Origin of the sequence: Kitasatospora phosalacinea (assembly GCF_030268885.1) — a bacterium.
GTDB classification, from domain to species: Bacteria; Actinomycetota; Actinomycetes; order Streptomycetales; family Streptomycetaceae; genus Kitasatospora; species Kitasatospora phosalacinea_C.
Window position 1 is genome coordinate 120,802 of record NZ_BSSA01000009.1, and the last position, 14,930, is coordinate 135,731.

Genomic DNA, 14,930 nt, shown 5'->3' on the forward strand with positions numbered 1-14,930 from the left:
CCCACGAGAACATGGGCGACCCGGGCTCCGCCGTGGTGCCGCCGCCCCGGCCCGGCCCCGGACGATCCCGGGCGGGGGCGACGTGCCTGTCACCGTGTCAGCCGGACTTCACGCTGCACGCGGTGCCGTTCAGGGTGAACGCGGTCGGAGCGGTGTTCGCGCCGCTCCAGCTGGCGTTGAAGCCGAAGGAGGTCGAACTCCCGGGCGCGATCGTCCTGTTGTAGCCCGCGTCGGTGACGGTCACCTGGGCGCCGCTCTGGCTGACGCTGCCGTTCCACAGCGAGGTGACGGTCTGTCCGCTCGGGAAGGCCCACTTCACCGTCCAGCCGTTGACCGCGGTGGTGCCCTTGTTGGCGACCGTCACGTTGGCGCCGAAGCCGCCGCCCCACTGGCTGGACACCGCGTAGGTGATCTCGCAGGAGGAGGTGCCACCGGTGGGCGAGGAGGACGCGGACGGCGAGGCCGAGGCGGAGGCCGACGGGGACGGCGAGGCCGAGGCCGAGGCGCTGGCGGAGACCGAGGCCGAGGCGGAGGGCGAGGGCGAGGACGAGGTGCCGCCCGCCGTGTCGCCGTACACGATGCCGCGGCCGTTGGTGCCGACGTAGACCCGGCCGTAGATCCGCGGGTCGCCGGTGATCGCGCCGCCGGTCCAGGCCCACTGGTGGGCGTCGTCGTTGATCCGCACCCAGCTGGCGCCCGCGTCGTCGGAGCGGTACAGGCCGCGCACCCCGCCGATCTTCGCCGAGGTGTACATCGCGGGGTAGCTCTTCCCGGGGGCGGCCTTGCCGAAGCCGATGTTGTCGGCCTGGTCGACGCCCGCCTGCTTGGTGAAGGACGCGCCGCCGTCGGTGGAGTGCCACAGGCCGTAACTGGTGGTGGCGGTGCCGCCGGCCAGCCAGACGTCGCCCTTCGCGCCCGGGACGGCCTTGAAGCGCACCGACTCGGTGGGCAGGCCGCTCGCCTTGGCGGTGAAGGTGGCGCCCGCGTCGGTGGAGACGTAGAAGGTGCCGCCGGACCAGCCGTAGAAGGTCTTCGGGTCGACCCGGTCGGCCTGGACGCCCGCGCCCGCCGGGAGGCCGGTGACGGCCGTCCAGGAGCTGCCCGTCCCGGAGGTGCGGTACACGCCGGCGCCCTTCGGGCTCCACACGGTGGTCGCGCCGTCCGCCGCGATCGCCACCTGCCCGCCGCCGGTCACGCCGCCCGGCTCGGCGGAGGCCGCGAACCAGTTGGCGCCGCCGTCCGTCGAGAAGCCGATGTGCTTCTCGGTCGAGCCGGACGCGGTGTCACCGACCCGCACCATGACCGACGGGGAGGACTCGGCGAAGTCCATCGAGGTGCCGGAGGCCAGGTTCGGCTGCGAGAACATCTTCGCCGGGGCCTTCGTCAGGTCGTCGTGCCTGAACCCGCCGAGGTCGCCCAGCGAGCTGAGCAGCGGCGCACCGGTGGGCGGCGAGACCAGGTCGTTGACCGCGGTCTCCTCCAGGCCCTTGACCACCGGGGCGATGGTCGGCTTGGTGCCCTTGTCGAAGTTGGTCAGGTTCGAGGAGCCGTACAGCGTCGCGCCGGTGCCGTACATCATCCGGTCCGAGTCGAACGGGTCGATCTCCAGCGACTCGGTCATCCAGCCGAGCTTCGGCGACTCCTCCGGCGCGGAGACGTTCGCGTTGAAGGTCAGCCACGGCGCCGAGGAGATGTCGATGGAGTACTGGTCGACCCGGGTCGGGTACCCGTTGTACGACCAGAACGGCTTCCAGGTCGCGCCCGAGTCGGTCGAGCGCCAGATCTGGGTGTCCGGCCACCACGCGCTGTAGCCCGTCACCATCAGCACGTTCGGGTGCTGGCGGTCGACGGTCAGTCCCGAGTACCCGAAGAAGTTGTTGCTGCTGTCCGAGGACGGCACCGGGCTGACGTTCGTCCAGGTGCCCGCGCCGGTCGCGTACTTCCACACGTCGCCGTGCCCGCCGTCGTACGGGCCGCCGGTGTCCGAGTAGGCGACGAACAGGTTGCCGGACGCGTCCAGCACCGCCTTGTGCGGGACGAAACCGGTGGGCTGGCCGCCGATCCTGGTCCAGGTCGTGCCGCCGTCGTTCGAGCGGTAGACGCTGTTCTGCTTGTCCGCGACGCCGACGTACATCGTCCTCGTCACGCCGTTGACGGTGCCGCTGCCCTGGTCGAAGACCTCCCACAGCACGCCCAGCGGGTCGCTCTGGTAGCCCGAGGAGTCGGACGGGTCCGGCGCGTACGTGCCGGTGACCGGGAACGCCGTCACCTGCGACCAGGTCACGCCGTAGTCGGCGCTGCGCCACAGGCCCTTGCCGCTCGGCGCGCCGAACCACAGCACCGCGCTGTTGTTGGGGTCGACGGTCAGGCGCTCGCCCATGCCGCGGCCCGGCATGTTGCCGCCGACCTTGAACGGCAGGGTGGTGCGCTGCCAGGTCCTCCCCTGGTCGGCGGAGCGCAGGATCGCGCCGTTCGCCGGGTCCCAGCTGTTGGTGTAGGTGCCCGCCGCGAGGTAGACCCGGTTCGGGTCCTTGGCGTCGGTGGCGATGCTGGCCACGCCGGTCAGGCCCCAGTCGTCCCAGCCCAGCGAGTCCAGCAGCGGGATCCACTGCTTGGTGGTCGGGTCCTGCCGGTACGCGCCGCCGATGTCGGTGCGGGCGTACACCAGGCCCTTCTGCCCCTGGTTGAAGACGATGCCCGGGATGAACCCGCCACCGCCGATCTGCACGTTGTTCCAGGTGTACGGCTGGCTCGCCGCGGTCACCGACTCGGCGGCGCTGGCCGACAGTTGGGGCAGTGCCGCGGTCGCCGCGCAGGCGGCGAGGGCGGCTGCGGCGGCCACCGTCGCCAGCACCGGCCGGCGTCCGCGCGCCGGGGGCCGCGCGGCGGCCCGGCGCTCCAGGGGCACAGGGGTCATGGGGGATCTCCTCGGTCACGGGTGGGGGACCAGAAAACCGGCCCGGTCCACCCGCCCGACAACGACCCCGATTCGGGCGGCCGTAACATCGCAGGTCAGTGACGCGCCCGCGGTGAAAGTTACGGCGCGCGAACCCTCGAGACCCCTTCGGCGCCAGCGGGTTGACGCCCCGTCGGGATCTTCCGCGGGCCCGTGTTCGACGGATATTCGACAGGTCTTTCGCCTGCGTGCGACCTCCGCGGCGGTCCGGCCCGGCACCCCGGCCGGGCGCGTTCGACAGTCGTTCGACAGTCTTGTACCAGTGCCCGCCGCCCGGTGAACAGCCGGGCGGCCCCGGCGCCGAACACGCCCGTCCGGGCGGGGCGGGCCGTCAGCAGGACTGGCGCACCACCAGGTGGGTCGGCAGCACCACCGAACGGCCCGGCGCCGGGTCCTGGAGCAGCTCCACCGCCCGGGCGCCCAGGTCCTCGACCGGCTGGCGGACGGTGGTCAGGCCCGGCCGGGCCGTCGCGGCGGCGGGGGAGTCGTCGAAGCCGATCACCGCCACGTCGTCCGGCACCCGCCGCCCGAGCCGGTGCAGCGCCCGCAGCGCGCCCATCGCCATCGCGTCCGAGGCGGCGAACACCGCGTCCACGTCCGGGTACTGGTCGAGCAGCCGGAGCATCGCGTGCTCGCCGGAGCGCGACCCGAAGTCGCCGTACGCCACCGCGGAGCGGGTCGGGTCGCCCTGGTCGGCCAGCGCCCGGCGGTAACCGGCCAACCGGTCGGCGCCCGCGGCGGTGTCCGGCGGCCCGGCGATGGTGGCGATCCGCCGCCGCCCGGCCCGGTGCAGCAGGTGGACGGCGGCGCGGGCGCCGCTCAGGTTGTCGGCGTCCACGTGCGCCAGCCGCTGCGACTGCGGCGGCCGGCCCAGCGACACCACCGGCACGCCCGCGGCCTGCAGCAGCCCCGGGAGCGCGGGGTCGCCCCACCGTCCGACCAGCAGCACGCCGTCCACGTGCCCGCCGCACAGGTAGCGCACCAGCGAGGGCCGGGCCGGGCCCGGACCCGCTGTCAGCACCACCAACTCCCGGTCCGGGACGACCCGCTGCGCTCCCGCGAGCAGCCGCACCGGGAACGGGTCGGCGTGGAAGCGCAGCACGTCCGCGAACGCCACCACGGCGATCGCCCCGGTGTCCCGGGCCGTCGCGGCGGGCGCCCGGCGGCGGACGTAGCTCAACTCGCGGGCCGCGCACTCCACGCGCGCCGCGATCTCGGCGGACACCGGCGCGGACCGGTTCAGCACCCGGGAGGCGGTGGCGCTCGACACGCCCGCCCGGGCCGCGACCTGAGCCAGCGTGGGCCCGGGCGACGAACACGTCCGGTCCGTCGCGCCCGCTGCGTCCGTCGCGCCCGCTGCGTCCGGCGCGTTCGGTGCGGGCGTCGCGCCCGGAGCGCCGTCCGGTCCGGGGGTCGGGAACGGGAGGGTGCCGCCCGGCTGGCGGGTGGCGGTGGTCGGGTGGGGGAGCGGGTGCACGCGCAACGCGGTCGCCCTTCCTTGCGCGGGGTGGGGGGAGCCGGTGGCCACCCGCCCGGGGCCATCGGTGACCGCACCGTAGGTGCCTGGTCGGTGGACCGTCAAGGCTTGTGACACGACCATCTCGCCCGCGCCGCCCCCGGCGTCACCCCGCCCCCGCCGACCATGATCGCCACCACCCCGCCGCCCGGCGGGAGTTGGCGCGTCCGCCACTTGACGCGACGTCAGCGACCTGCCCGCCGTCGGACGCCCCGCCCGCCCCGACCGGTCCGGCCCGCCCCCGACCGTCCCGCGCGCCCCGCGGCGTCAGATGCGCGCCTTCCGCACCGAGTGCACCGTCGCCCCGGCCAGGGCCAGCGTCGACCGGAGCAGCGGGAGCCGCTCGTGGCGGCGGTACAGCGCCCAGTTGTGCTTGACCAGCGACAGCTTGTTCGAGGAGAGCGAGCCCGCCCGGCCGGAGCGGTAGATCGCCAGCGGCTCCTGCAGGCCCCGGGCCGGGTGCCCGTCCCGCATGATCGACAGCCACAGCGCGTAGTCCTGCCGCTTCGGCATGTCCGGCATCAGCCTGGTGCCCAGCGCCGCGCGGTCGTACATGGCGGTCAGCGCCCCGATGTGGTCCTGCACCAGCATGTCCCGGTACGTCACGCGCGCCCGCGCCGCGACCACCCGCCCGTTCGGCACGAAGTCGCACGCCTCGCCCGCGTGGTCGCCGTCGACCTTGTAGTAGGAGGTGAACGTCAGCGGAGCGTCACCGTCGGCGGCGAACGCCAACTGCCGCTCCAGCTTCTCCGCCAGCCACATGTCGTCGCTGTCCAGGAACGCCACGTACTGCCCCCGCGCCCGGGCCATCGCCAGGTTGCGGGCCCGCGCCGCACCGCCCTGCTCGGGCGCCGCCTGCGGCAGCACCCGCCCGTCCTGCCGGGCGAGTTCCTGCAGCAGCTCCATGGAGCCGTCGGTGGAGGCGTCGTCGGTGACCAGCAGCTCCACGTCCGCGTGCGTCTGCGCGAGCACGGAGCGCACCGACGCACCCAGGGTGGCAACCGAATTGTGGACCGGCATCACCACGGAGACCAGGGGCACGGCAGTGTTCCTCACCAGGATCGAAATCGTCACGGACCCCGCCGCGGCCCGCCGCACGCGCCGCCCGGGGGCAGCCGCGTCACCGGCCGCGACGTGGAACTGCACCGTACCAAGCGATCCGCCACCGCCCCGCACGAGCCGGTCGCGCGGACCGTCCCGACCGCCCCGCGGCGGGTGAGCCGGGCGGAGCGGTAACGGGTGCCGTCGCCGACCTGCCACGCGGCGCCCTGCGGCCCGCGCCCGGCCCGGCCGTCCGGGGTCAGTCCTCGTAGTAGTTGTTGACGACCACGTCCGGCGTGTCGTCGTCGAGGGCCTCGTACAGCAGCGCGCCGCCGACCAGGCCCGCCGCGCCCGCGCCGATCATGGCGCCGGTGCCGAAGCGGCGGCCGCCGCCGTCGTGCCGGTGCTCCGGGGGGTGGGCGTCGTAGCCGTGGGGGTGGACCGGGTGGGCGGCGGGTACGGGGTCGACGTAGTACGGCGGCGGGGTGGTGCGGACGCGCTGGGCGCAGGCCGGGCAGGACGGGACCGGGCGCGCTACGCCCCACTGCGGGGACCACAGGACCTCGGCGGCCGCCGGTCCGTGCGCCGGGTCGAAGAAGCAGCCCGCCGGGGCGGCCGGCGCGGGCGCCGCGACCGGCACGGCGGCCACGGCCGGTGCGGGGAGCACGGGCGCGGCGACGACCGGCGGCGCGCTCGGCGGGGGCGGGGGCGCCACCGGCGGCGTCGTGACGGCAGCGGGGGCCGCGGGCGTCGGGGCGAGCGCGGCGACGCCGAAGTCCGCCGCGATGCCCGCCAGGCCGGAGCGGTAGCCCTGGCCGACGGCGCGGAACTTCCAGCCGCCGCCGTGCCGGTACAGCTCGCCGAAGACCACCGCGGTCTCCGCGTCCAGCTCCGGGCCCAGCTCGTAGCGGGCCAGCTCGACGCCCGCCGGGTCGGTGAGGCGCACGTACGCCCCGGCGACCGAGCCGAAGGACTGGCGGCGCTCGTCGGCCTGGTAGATCGCCACGGCGAACACGATCCGCCGCACCGCCTCCTCGACGCCGAGCAGGTCGACGGCGAGCCGTTCGCGGTCGGTGCCGTCGCCGGGGGCGCCGAGGTGGGTGACCGCGCCGTCGGGGCTGGTCAGGTTGTTGAAGAAGACGAAGTGCCGGTCGGAGAGCGCCTTGCCGTCGTCGTCGCAGAGCAGCGCGTTCGCGTCCAGGTCGTAGGCGTCCGCGGCCCGCCACCCGAGGCCGACCAGTACGCTCGCCGGACCCTTGCCGTCCCTGATCACCGGGACGTTCCCGCCCTTGGCCAAGGCCGTCGACATTGCTGCTCCTCCAGTTCGGACGATGATCGTTCCGCGTGGTCAACGGGCCGTCCGGACGGTGGGTTCCCGCTCGGACGGCCGCCGCTCACCCGTCCGGTCCGCCGGGGTCGCCACCGCCGCGGGCGGCCGGAAAAGTGGCGGAGGACCCCCGGGGAGAGGGCCGGGGGAGAGGGCCGGGCGGGAACGCCGAGCGGAGGGAGAGGGCGGCCGTGTACGGGCGACCGGAGCAGGCCGATCGGGGCGAGGCCCTGCGCCGCACCGTGCAGCGGCTGCGCCGGGAGCACCGCCGCACCCGCCCCGTCGAGCCGCCCGCGCCGCCGCTCGTCCCGGAGACCGCGCTCGACCCGGAGCTGGCCCGGCCGCCGGACCTCGACCTGCACCACCTGCTGGACGCCGTCCCGCAGGCCGCGGTGCTGGCCGAGCCGGTGTTCGACGACAGCGGCGGCGTCCGTGACCTGGCCGCGGTGATCGTCAACGAGGCCGCCGTCCGCAGCCCGCACCACCTCGGCCGGGCGCACCGGGACGCCGCCGGGGGCCCGGACGCCGCCGACGGCCGCGGCGTCTCGCTGCGCCAGGCGTACCCGGGCCTGTGGACCGCGGTGTTCGCGGAGACCGTCGCCGAGGTGCTGCGCACCGGGTGCGCGGCCCGCGGGGTGCCGGTGAGCTGGCGCGGCACGGGGCCCGACGGCAGCACCCGCACCCGCCGCGAGCAGCTGACCGCGCACCGGCTGGGACGGCGGCTGCTGCTGGTATGGCCCGAGGCCCGCGCCGAGGAGATCGCCCGCGCCGCGCAGCGCATCGCCCGGGTCGGCTGGGCCGAGTGGAGCCTGCACGAGGACCGGCTCGACGTCTCGCCCGGCCTCGCCGCCCTGCTCGGCTTCGCCCCCGGGACGGAGAGCGTCCCGCCGGGCCGGGCGCTGCGCCGGGTCACCGAGACCGCCCGCCCGGCCCTGTACCGCGAACTCGACCGGCTGCTGTCCACCGGCGAGGACATCGACGTGCTGACCGAGCTGTACGGGGTCGGCCGCCCGCGCCGGGTCCGGGTGGTCGCCGAGGTGCTGCGCGAGGACGGCGGCCCGGTCGAGGGGCTGCGGGTGGTGCTGCAGGACGTCACCGAGCTGTGGGAGAGCAGGCGGCGGCTGCGCGAGCAGGAGGAGGAGACCGAGCGGCAGGCCCGCCGCGCCGACGCCGAGCACCACGTCGTCCAGCGGCTGCAGGACGCCCTGCAGCCGCGCTCGGCCGCCCTCACCGGCCTCGGCGTCAGCACCGCCGTCGCCTACCGCCCGGCCGAGGGGCGGGTCGGCGGCGACTGGTTCAAGGTCCGCCAACTCCCGGACGGGCCACTGCTGTTCGCGGTCGGCGACGCGCGCGGGCACGGGCTGGACGCGGTCGCCCTGATGTCGATGCTGCGGCACGCGCTGGCCGGACTGGCGTTCACCGGCGCGCTGGTCGAGTCGCTCGGCGGCTGGCTCAACCGGATCGCCTGCGACGAGGGCGACGAGGCCACCGCCACCGCGGTCGTCTCCCGGTACTACCCCGACCGGCGCCTGCTGCGCTGGATCTGCGCGGGTCACCCCCCGCCGGTGCTGCTGCGCGCGGGCCGGGTCACCCTGCTGGAGCCCGAGACCGGCCCCCCGTTCGGCGTGCTGCCCGACACCGCCTACCGGGCGGTGGAGACGCCCGTCCGCCCCGGCGACACCGTGCTGCTGTACACCGACGGCCTGGTCGAGCGCCGCGACCAGGACCTCGACGTCCGCCTGGAGGCCCTGTGCGGGGCCGTCCGGACGCACGCCGTCACGGACCGCGCGACCGGCCCCGAGCTGCAGGGACTGGTGGACGCCGTGGTGCGCGAGATGTCCGGCCCGCTCTCCGAGGACGACGCCACGCTGCTGGCCCTCCGCTTCGAGGCGTGAGCCCGCAGCGGCTCCGAAGGCCGGGCCCGCGACGACCGACCGCCCCGCCCCGCCGAGGAGGCGGCGGGACGGGGCGGCCGGAACCGGGGGAGGTCAGTCGTGCGGGACGACGGCGACCGGGGACTGCGCGTGGTGGATCACCGCGTGCGCGACCGAGCCGAGCTTGCTGCCCAGACCCAGGGCGCGCCGACGGCGGCCGACCACCACCAGGTCGGCCTGCCCGGACGCCTCCACCAGCGCGGCCGCGCCGCCGCCGGTGCGCACGTCCTCCAGCACCAGGGTGCGCGGGTACTTCTCCCGCCACGGGGCGACCGCCTCGGCGACCATCCCGGCGGCCAGCGCGCCCAGCTCCTGCTGCTCGGTCTCCACCGGGATCCACCCGGCGTACCCGTACGCGGGCGGCAGCTCCCAGCCGTGCACCACCCGCACCCGGGCGCCGCGCAGCCGGGCCGCCTCGAAGGCGAACTCCAGCACCCCGGCGTCGGGTTCGAGCGCGTCCAGGCCGACCGCGACCTCCGGCTCGTGCGCGACCGGCTCCGGCCGCCCCTCGCGGACCAGCACCACCGGCGTCGCCGAACGGCCCGCCACGCCGAGGCTGACCGAGCCGACCAGCAGCCCGCGGAAGCCGCCCAGCCCGCGGGTGCCGATCACCAGCAGCTCCCCCTGCTCGGCGGCGGCCGTCAGCCCGTCGATCGCGGCGTCCGGCACCAGCTCGCCGGAGACGTCGAGGCCGGGGTAGGCGGCGGCCAGCTCCCCGGCGACGTCGTCGAGCATCGACCGGGCGCCGCCCTCCAGGTCGTCGGCCCTCACCAGGTCGTTCGCCTTCCGGCCCAGGTACGGCCAGGCGTGCAGCAGCCGCAGCGGCGCCCCCCGTCGGCCGGCCTCCTGGGCGGCCCAGTGCGCGGCGGCCCGGCTGCGGACGGACGCGTCTACGGCGGCGAGAACGGGACGAGTCATGGCAGTGCCTTCCCTGTGCGGATCCCTGCGGGCCCCCGAGGCCCGGCATCGGGTTCACCGCCCACCCTGCCCCCGCCCGCGCGGGCCCGCCAGGGCCGACGGCCCCGGCGCCCGGGGCCGTTGGTCCCGGCTCCGGCCCCGAGCGCGGGCGCGGCGCGCAGGAGAAGGGTCCAAGGCCCCTGCCGGAACGGGCCCGAGGTCGCGCACCATGAAGGCGAGACCGGACGAACCGGGAGGAACCGCCCCCGGACCGACCGGACCGCCGACCCGGGAGGTGACCGGAGTGACCACCGAACACGCCCCCGCGACCACGACCGTGATCGCCCGCCGCTTCGCCGACCGCCTCGCCGACCTCGGGCTCGGCGAGGCGCAGGCGGCGGCCAGGGCGGGCATGTCGACCACCTACCTGCGCCGCGTCCTGGAACTCGGGCCCGACTTCGACCCGCCCGCCCTGCTGCGGCTGGCCGCCGTCCTCGGCCTGGAGTACGAGGAACTGGTGGCCGGCCGACCCGCCGAGCGCGCCGCGGCCGCCCGCCCCGACGGCCCCGCCCCGGCCGGGCCGCCCGTCCTCGGCGAACTCGGCGTCGCCGAGTGCTGGCAGCGCCTGGGGGCCCACGGCCTCGGCCGGATCGCCCGCACCGGCCCGGACGGCCCCGTGGTGCGCCCCGTCGGCTACCTGGTGCACGAGCACACCGTCCTCTACCGCACCGCCGGCGACGGCGCGCTGGCCCCCGGCCCGGGCGGCGACGCCGCGTTCGAGGTGGACCGCGCCGACCGGGACCTGCGCGAGGGCTGGAGCGTGCTGATGATCGGCCCGCTGGAGTACGTCACCGAACCGGCCCTGCTGGCCGAACTGCCCGCGCCGCCCGCGCACGGGCGCTGGGTGCGGCTGACCCCGACCACCGTCACCGGACGCAGCATCCGGACCGCGCGCCGGGAGTGACCGTCCGGCGCGAGCGACCGGCCGGGGGGGCGACCGTGCGGGGCCGGCCCGGGCAGCAACTCTGGGGAAGCGCTGCCCGGGCCGGCGACCCGCTCGTGCGGGCGGAGCACGAAGGCCCGCCCGCGACACGCACCGCGCCCCGCCACCGGGTCCTCGCCCCCGCCACATCGGGAGGGACCCGCTGTCGGATCCTGCCCCCGCCACATCGGGAGGGATCCGCCGCCGGATCCTGCCCCCGCCACATCGGGAGGGACCCGGCCCCCCGCGGAGCGCGGGGTTTCCCTGAACGACGTCCACCGTAGCCGCGACCCGGCGCACCGGATCGGCACCGCGTCCACAGTCACTTGGCGCTCCGTCCACCACTGGCCCAGGCTGGGAGGAACGATCCGCCGACGGGGGCGGCACCGAAGACCGGGCGGGGGGCCGGACGGGAACGAACGGGAGGTGGCGACGTGCGCTGTCTGGTGACCGGGGCGACCGGGTACCTCGGCGGGCGACTGGTGCCCGAACTGCTGGCCGACGGGGCGAAGGTGCGCTGCCTGGTGCGCGACCCGGCCCGGCTGCGCGACCACCCGTGGCGGTCCGCCGTGGAGACCGCCACCGGCGACGTGACCCGGCCGCCCACCCTGGACGGGGCCTTCGACGGCGTCGACGTCGCCTACTACCTGGTGCACTCGCTCGGCAGCGGCCCCGACTTCGAACGCACCGACCGGGACGCCGCCCGCGCCTTCGGCCTGGCCGCCGCCCGGGCCGGCGTGCGGCGGATCGTCTACCTGGGCGGCCTCGTCCCGCCCGACCTGCCCGAGGGGCAGCTCTCCCCGCACCTGCGCTCCCGGGTCGCCACCGGCCGCGCCCTGCGCGAGGGCGGCGTACCCGTCACCGAACTGCGCGCCGCCGTGGTGATCGGCTCCGGCTCGGCCTCCTTCGAGATGCTCCGCCACCTCACCGAGCGCCTGCCCGTGATGGTCACCCCGCGCTGGGTGGACACCCGGATCCAGCCGATCGCCGTCCGCGACGTGCTGCGCCTGCTGCTGGCCGCCGCCCACCTGCCCGACGACCCGGCCACCGACCGGGCCTTCGACATCGGCGGCCCCGAGGTGCTCACCTACCGCGCGATGATGCAGCGCTACGCCCGCATCGCGGGCCTGCGGCGGCGGCTGATCGTCTCGCTGCCCGTCCTCACCCCGAGCCTGTCCTCGCACTGGGTCGGCCTGGTCACCCCCGTCCCCGGCGGCCTGGCCCGCCCGCTGGTCGAGTCGCTGCGGCACGAGGTGGTCCGCTCCGAACGGGACCTGGACCGCTGGATCCCCGACCCGCCCGGCGGCCCGATCGGCTTCGACCGCGCCGTCGAACTCGCGCTGCGCCGCATCCGCGACGACGAGGTGGACACCCGCTGGTCCTCCGCCTCGCTGCCCGGCGCCCCCAGCGACCCGCTGCCCACCGACCCCGGCTGGGCGGGCGGCAGCCTCTACCAGGACGTCCGCGAGCGGCAGGTGGCCGCGCCGCCCGAGGCGCTGTGGCGGGTGGTCGAGGGCATCGGCGGCGAGCACGGCTGGTACTCCTTCCCGCTCGCCTGGGCGGTGCGCGGCGCGCTCGACCGGCTGGCCGGCGGCGTCGGGCTGCGCCGCGGACGGCGCTCGCCCGGACGGCTGCGGGTCGGCGACTCGCTCGACTTCTGGCGGGTCGAGGAGATCGAACCCGGACGGCTGCTGCGCCTGCGCGCCGAGATGCGGCTGCCCGGCCTGGCCTGGCTGGAACTCACCGTCACCCCCGACGGGGACGGCGCCCGCTACCGCCAGCGCGCCCTGTTCCACCCGCACGGCCTGGCCGGGCAGGCCTACTGGTGGTCGGTCGCCCCGTTCCACGCCGTGGTCTTCGGCGGCATGGCCCGCAACATCGCCGCCCGCGCGGAGTCCGGCTGACCGTCCTCCGGGGGGTTGGTTGCGGAGATCCCCCCGCGACGAGATATCTTGACGTCAAGACGTTGCAGACGTGGAAGCTGGAGCTACGGTGACTGACTCGACCATCATCTACACCCACACGGACGAGGCCCCCGCCCTCGCCACGTACTCGTTCCTGCCGGTCGTCCAGGCGTACGCCGCCACCGCCGGCGTGAGCGTGGAGACCCGCGACATCTCGCTGGCCGGTCGGATCATCGCCGTCTTCCCGGAGTACCTCCAGGAGGACCAGCGCATCGCGGACGCCCTCGCCGAGCTCGGCGAGCTCGCCAAGACCCCCGGCGCCAACATCATCAAGCTGCCGAACATCTCGGCCTCCATCCCGCAGCTCAAGGCCGCCATCGCCGAGCTGCAGGCCCAGGGCTACGCCCTCCCGGACTACCCGGACGACCCGCAGACCGACGAGGAGCGCGACGTCCGCGCCCGCTACGACAAGGTCAAGGGCTCCGCCGTCAACCCGGTGCTGCGCGAGGGCAACTCCGACCGCCGCGCCCCGCTGTCGGTCAAGAACTACGCCAAGACCCACCCGCACCGGATGGGCGCCTGGTCGGCCGACTCCAAGACCAACGTCGCCACCATGGGCGCGAACGACTTCCGCTCCACCGAGAAGTCCACCGTCATCGCCGAGGACGGCACGCTGCGCATCGAGCTGGTCGCCGAGGACGGCACCGTCACCGTGCTGCGCGAGAAGGTCCCGGTGCTGGCCGGCGAGGTCGTCGACGCCTCCGTGATGCGCGCCGCCGCCCTGAACGAGTTCCTGGCCGCGCAGGTCGCCCGCGCCAAGGCCGAGGGCGTGCTGTTCTCGGTGCACCTCAAGGCCACCATGATGAAGGTCTCCGACCCGATCCTGTTCGGCCACGTCGTGCGCGCCTTCTTCCCGAAGACCTTCGCCGCGTTCGGCGCCGACCTGGCCGCCGCCGGTCTCAACCCGAACAACGGCCTCGGCGGCATCCTGGCCGGCCTGGACAAGCTCCCCAACGGCGCCGAGATCAAGGCGTCCTTCGACGCCGAGCTCGCCGACGGCCCGGCCCTGGCCATGGTCGACTCCGACAAGGGCATCACCAACCTGCACGTCCCCAGCGACGTCATCGTCGACGCCTCGATGCCGGCCATGATCCGCACCTCCGGCCACATGTGGGGCCCGGACGGCCAGGAGGCCGACACCCTCGCCGTCCTGCCGGACAGCTCCTACGCGGGCGTCTACCAGGCCACCATCGACGACTGCCGCGCCAACGGCGCCCTCGACCCGGCCACCATCGGCTCCGTCCCGAACGTCGGCCTGATGGCCCAGGCCGCCGAGGAGTACGGCAGCCACGACAAGACCTTCGAGATCGCCGCCGCGGGCACCGTCCGCCTGGTCGACGCCAACGGAGAGACCGTCCTGGAGCAGGCCGTCGCCCCCGGCGACGTCTTCCGCGCCTGCCAGACCAAGGACCTGCCGATCCAGGACTGGGTCAAGCTCGCCGTCACCCGCGCCCGCGCCACCGGCGACCCGGCCGTCTTCTGGCTGGACGAGACCCGCGCCCACGACGCCGTCCTGATCGAGAAGGTCAAGACGTACCTGCCCGAGCACGACACCGAGGGCCTGGACATCCAGATCCTCTCCCCGGTCGAGGCCACCAAGCTCTCCCTGGAGCGCATCCGCCGCGGCGAGAACACCATCTCCGTCACCGGCAACGTGCTGCGCGACTACCTGACCGACCTGTTCCCGATCCTGGAGCTGGGCACCAGCGCCAAGATGCTGTCGGTCGTCCCGCTGATGGCGGGCGGCGGCCTGTTCGAGACCGGCGCGGGCGGCTCCGCCCCCAAGCACGTCCAGCAGCTCGTCAAGGAGAACTACCTGCGCTGGGACTCCCTCGGCGAGTTCTTCGCGCTGGCCGCCTCCTTCGAGCACCTGGCCACCACCACCGGCAACGCCCGCGCCAAGGTCCTCGCCGACACCCTGGACCGCGCCACCGGCACCTTCCTCAACGAGGACAAGTCGCCCTCGCGCCGCCTCGGCGGCATCGACAACCGCGGCAGCCACTTCTACCTGGCCCTCTACTGGGCCCAGGAACTGGCCGCCCAGACCGAGGACGCCGCCCTCGCCGCCGCGTTCGCCCCGCTCGCCGCGACCCTGGCCGAGCAGGAGCAGACCATCGTCGACGAGCTGATCGCCGTCCAGGGCCAGCCCGCCGACCTCGGCGGCTACTACCAGCCCGACCCGGCCAAGGCCGCCGCCGTGATGCGCCCGTCGAAGACCCTCAACGACGCGCTCGCCTCGCTGGCCTGACGCCCCGTCACCGCCCGACGCCGCCGCGGCCGCCCCTTCCGGGGGGCGGCCGCGGTTGCGCCGGG

Annotated in this window: 9 protein-coding genes; 4 read left to right on the forward strand and 5 right to left on the reverse strand. The window is 75.6% G+C overall.

Annotation, left to right across the window (positions count from 1 at the left end):
- Positions 1-97: 97 nt before the first annotated feature.
- The 4 genes from QSK52_RS15640 to QSK52_RS15655 all read right to left on the reverse strand — a co-directional run bounded on the left by QSK52_RS15640 (position 98) and on the right by QSK52_RS15655 (position 6,822).
- On the reverse strand, positions 98-2,917 hold the full coding sequence (locus QSK52_RS15640) for a cellulose binding domain-containing protein (protein WP_285736656.1): 2,820 nt from the start codon (positions 2,915-2,917) through the stop codon (positions 98-100).
- Between the two features lie 370 nt (positions 2,918-3,287).
- Positions 3,288-4,433, reverse strand: a complete 1,146-nt coding sequence (locus QSK52_RS15645; protein WP_285736785.1) for a LacI family DNA-binding transcriptional regulator — start codon at positions 4,431-4,433, stop codon at positions 3,288-3,290.
- Between the two features lie 306 nt (positions 4,434-4,739).
- Positions 4,740-5,513: a glycosyltransferase family 2 protein gene (locus tag QSK52_RS15650; protein ID WP_285736657.1), complete on the reverse strand. Its 774-nt coding sequence runs from the start codon at positions 5,511-5,513 to the stop codon at positions 4,740-4,742.
- A 259-nt stretch (positions 5,514-5,772) separates the two neighbouring features.
- On the reverse strand, positions 5,773-6,822 hold the full coding sequence (locus tag QSK52_RS15655) for a TerD family protein (protein ID WP_285736658.1): 1,050 nt from the start codon (positions 6,820-6,822) through the stop codon (positions 5,773-5,775).
- A gap of 209 nt (positions 6,823-7,031) precedes the next feature.
- Between QSK52_RS15655 and QSK52_RS15660 the strand changes: the two genes are divergently transcribed.
- The gene (locus QSK52_RS15660) at positions 7,032-8,735 is read left to right on the forward strand and encodes a PP2C family protein-serine/threonine phosphatase (RefSeq protein WP_285736659.1); all 1,704 of its coding nucleotides are present in this window, start codon (positions 7,032-7,034) and stop codon (positions 8,733-8,735) included.
- Between the two features lie 93 nt (positions 8,736-8,828).
- Here QSK52_RS15660 and QSK52_RS15665 read toward each other — a convergent pair whose 3' ends face one another.
- Entirely contained in the window at positions 8,829-9,692 is an 864-nt protein-coding gene (locus QSK52_RS15665) for a universal stress protein (RefSeq protein ID WP_285736660.1), read from the reverse strand.
- 283 nt (positions 9,693-9,975) lie between these two features.
- On the opposite strand from QSK52_RS15665, the gene QSK52_RS15670 reads away from it, so the two are divergent.
- From QSK52_RS15670 to QSK52_RS15680, 3 genes are all read left to right on the forward strand, one after another.
- A complete protein-coding gene (locus tag QSK52_RS15670) occupies positions 9,976-10,635 on the forward strand; it encodes a pyridoxamine 5'-phosphate oxidase family protein (RefSeq protein WP_285736661.1) in 660 nt (219 codons plus the stop codon).
- Between the two features lie 452 nt (positions 10,636-11,087).
- Positions 11,088-12,557 (forward strand): SDR family oxidoreductase, encoded by a 1,470-nt coding sequence (locus QSK52_RS15675; RefSeq protein WP_285736662.1) that lies wholly within the window; start codon positions 11,088-11,090, stop codon positions 12,555-12,557.
- An 88-nt stretch (positions 12,558-12,645) separates the two neighbouring features.
- Entirely contained in the window at positions 12,646-14,865 is a 2,220-nt protein-coding gene (locus QSK52_RS15680; RefSeq protein ID WP_285736663.1) for an NADP-dependent isocitrate dehydrogenase, read from the forward strand.
- Positions 14,866-14,930: the final 65 nt, after the last annotated feature.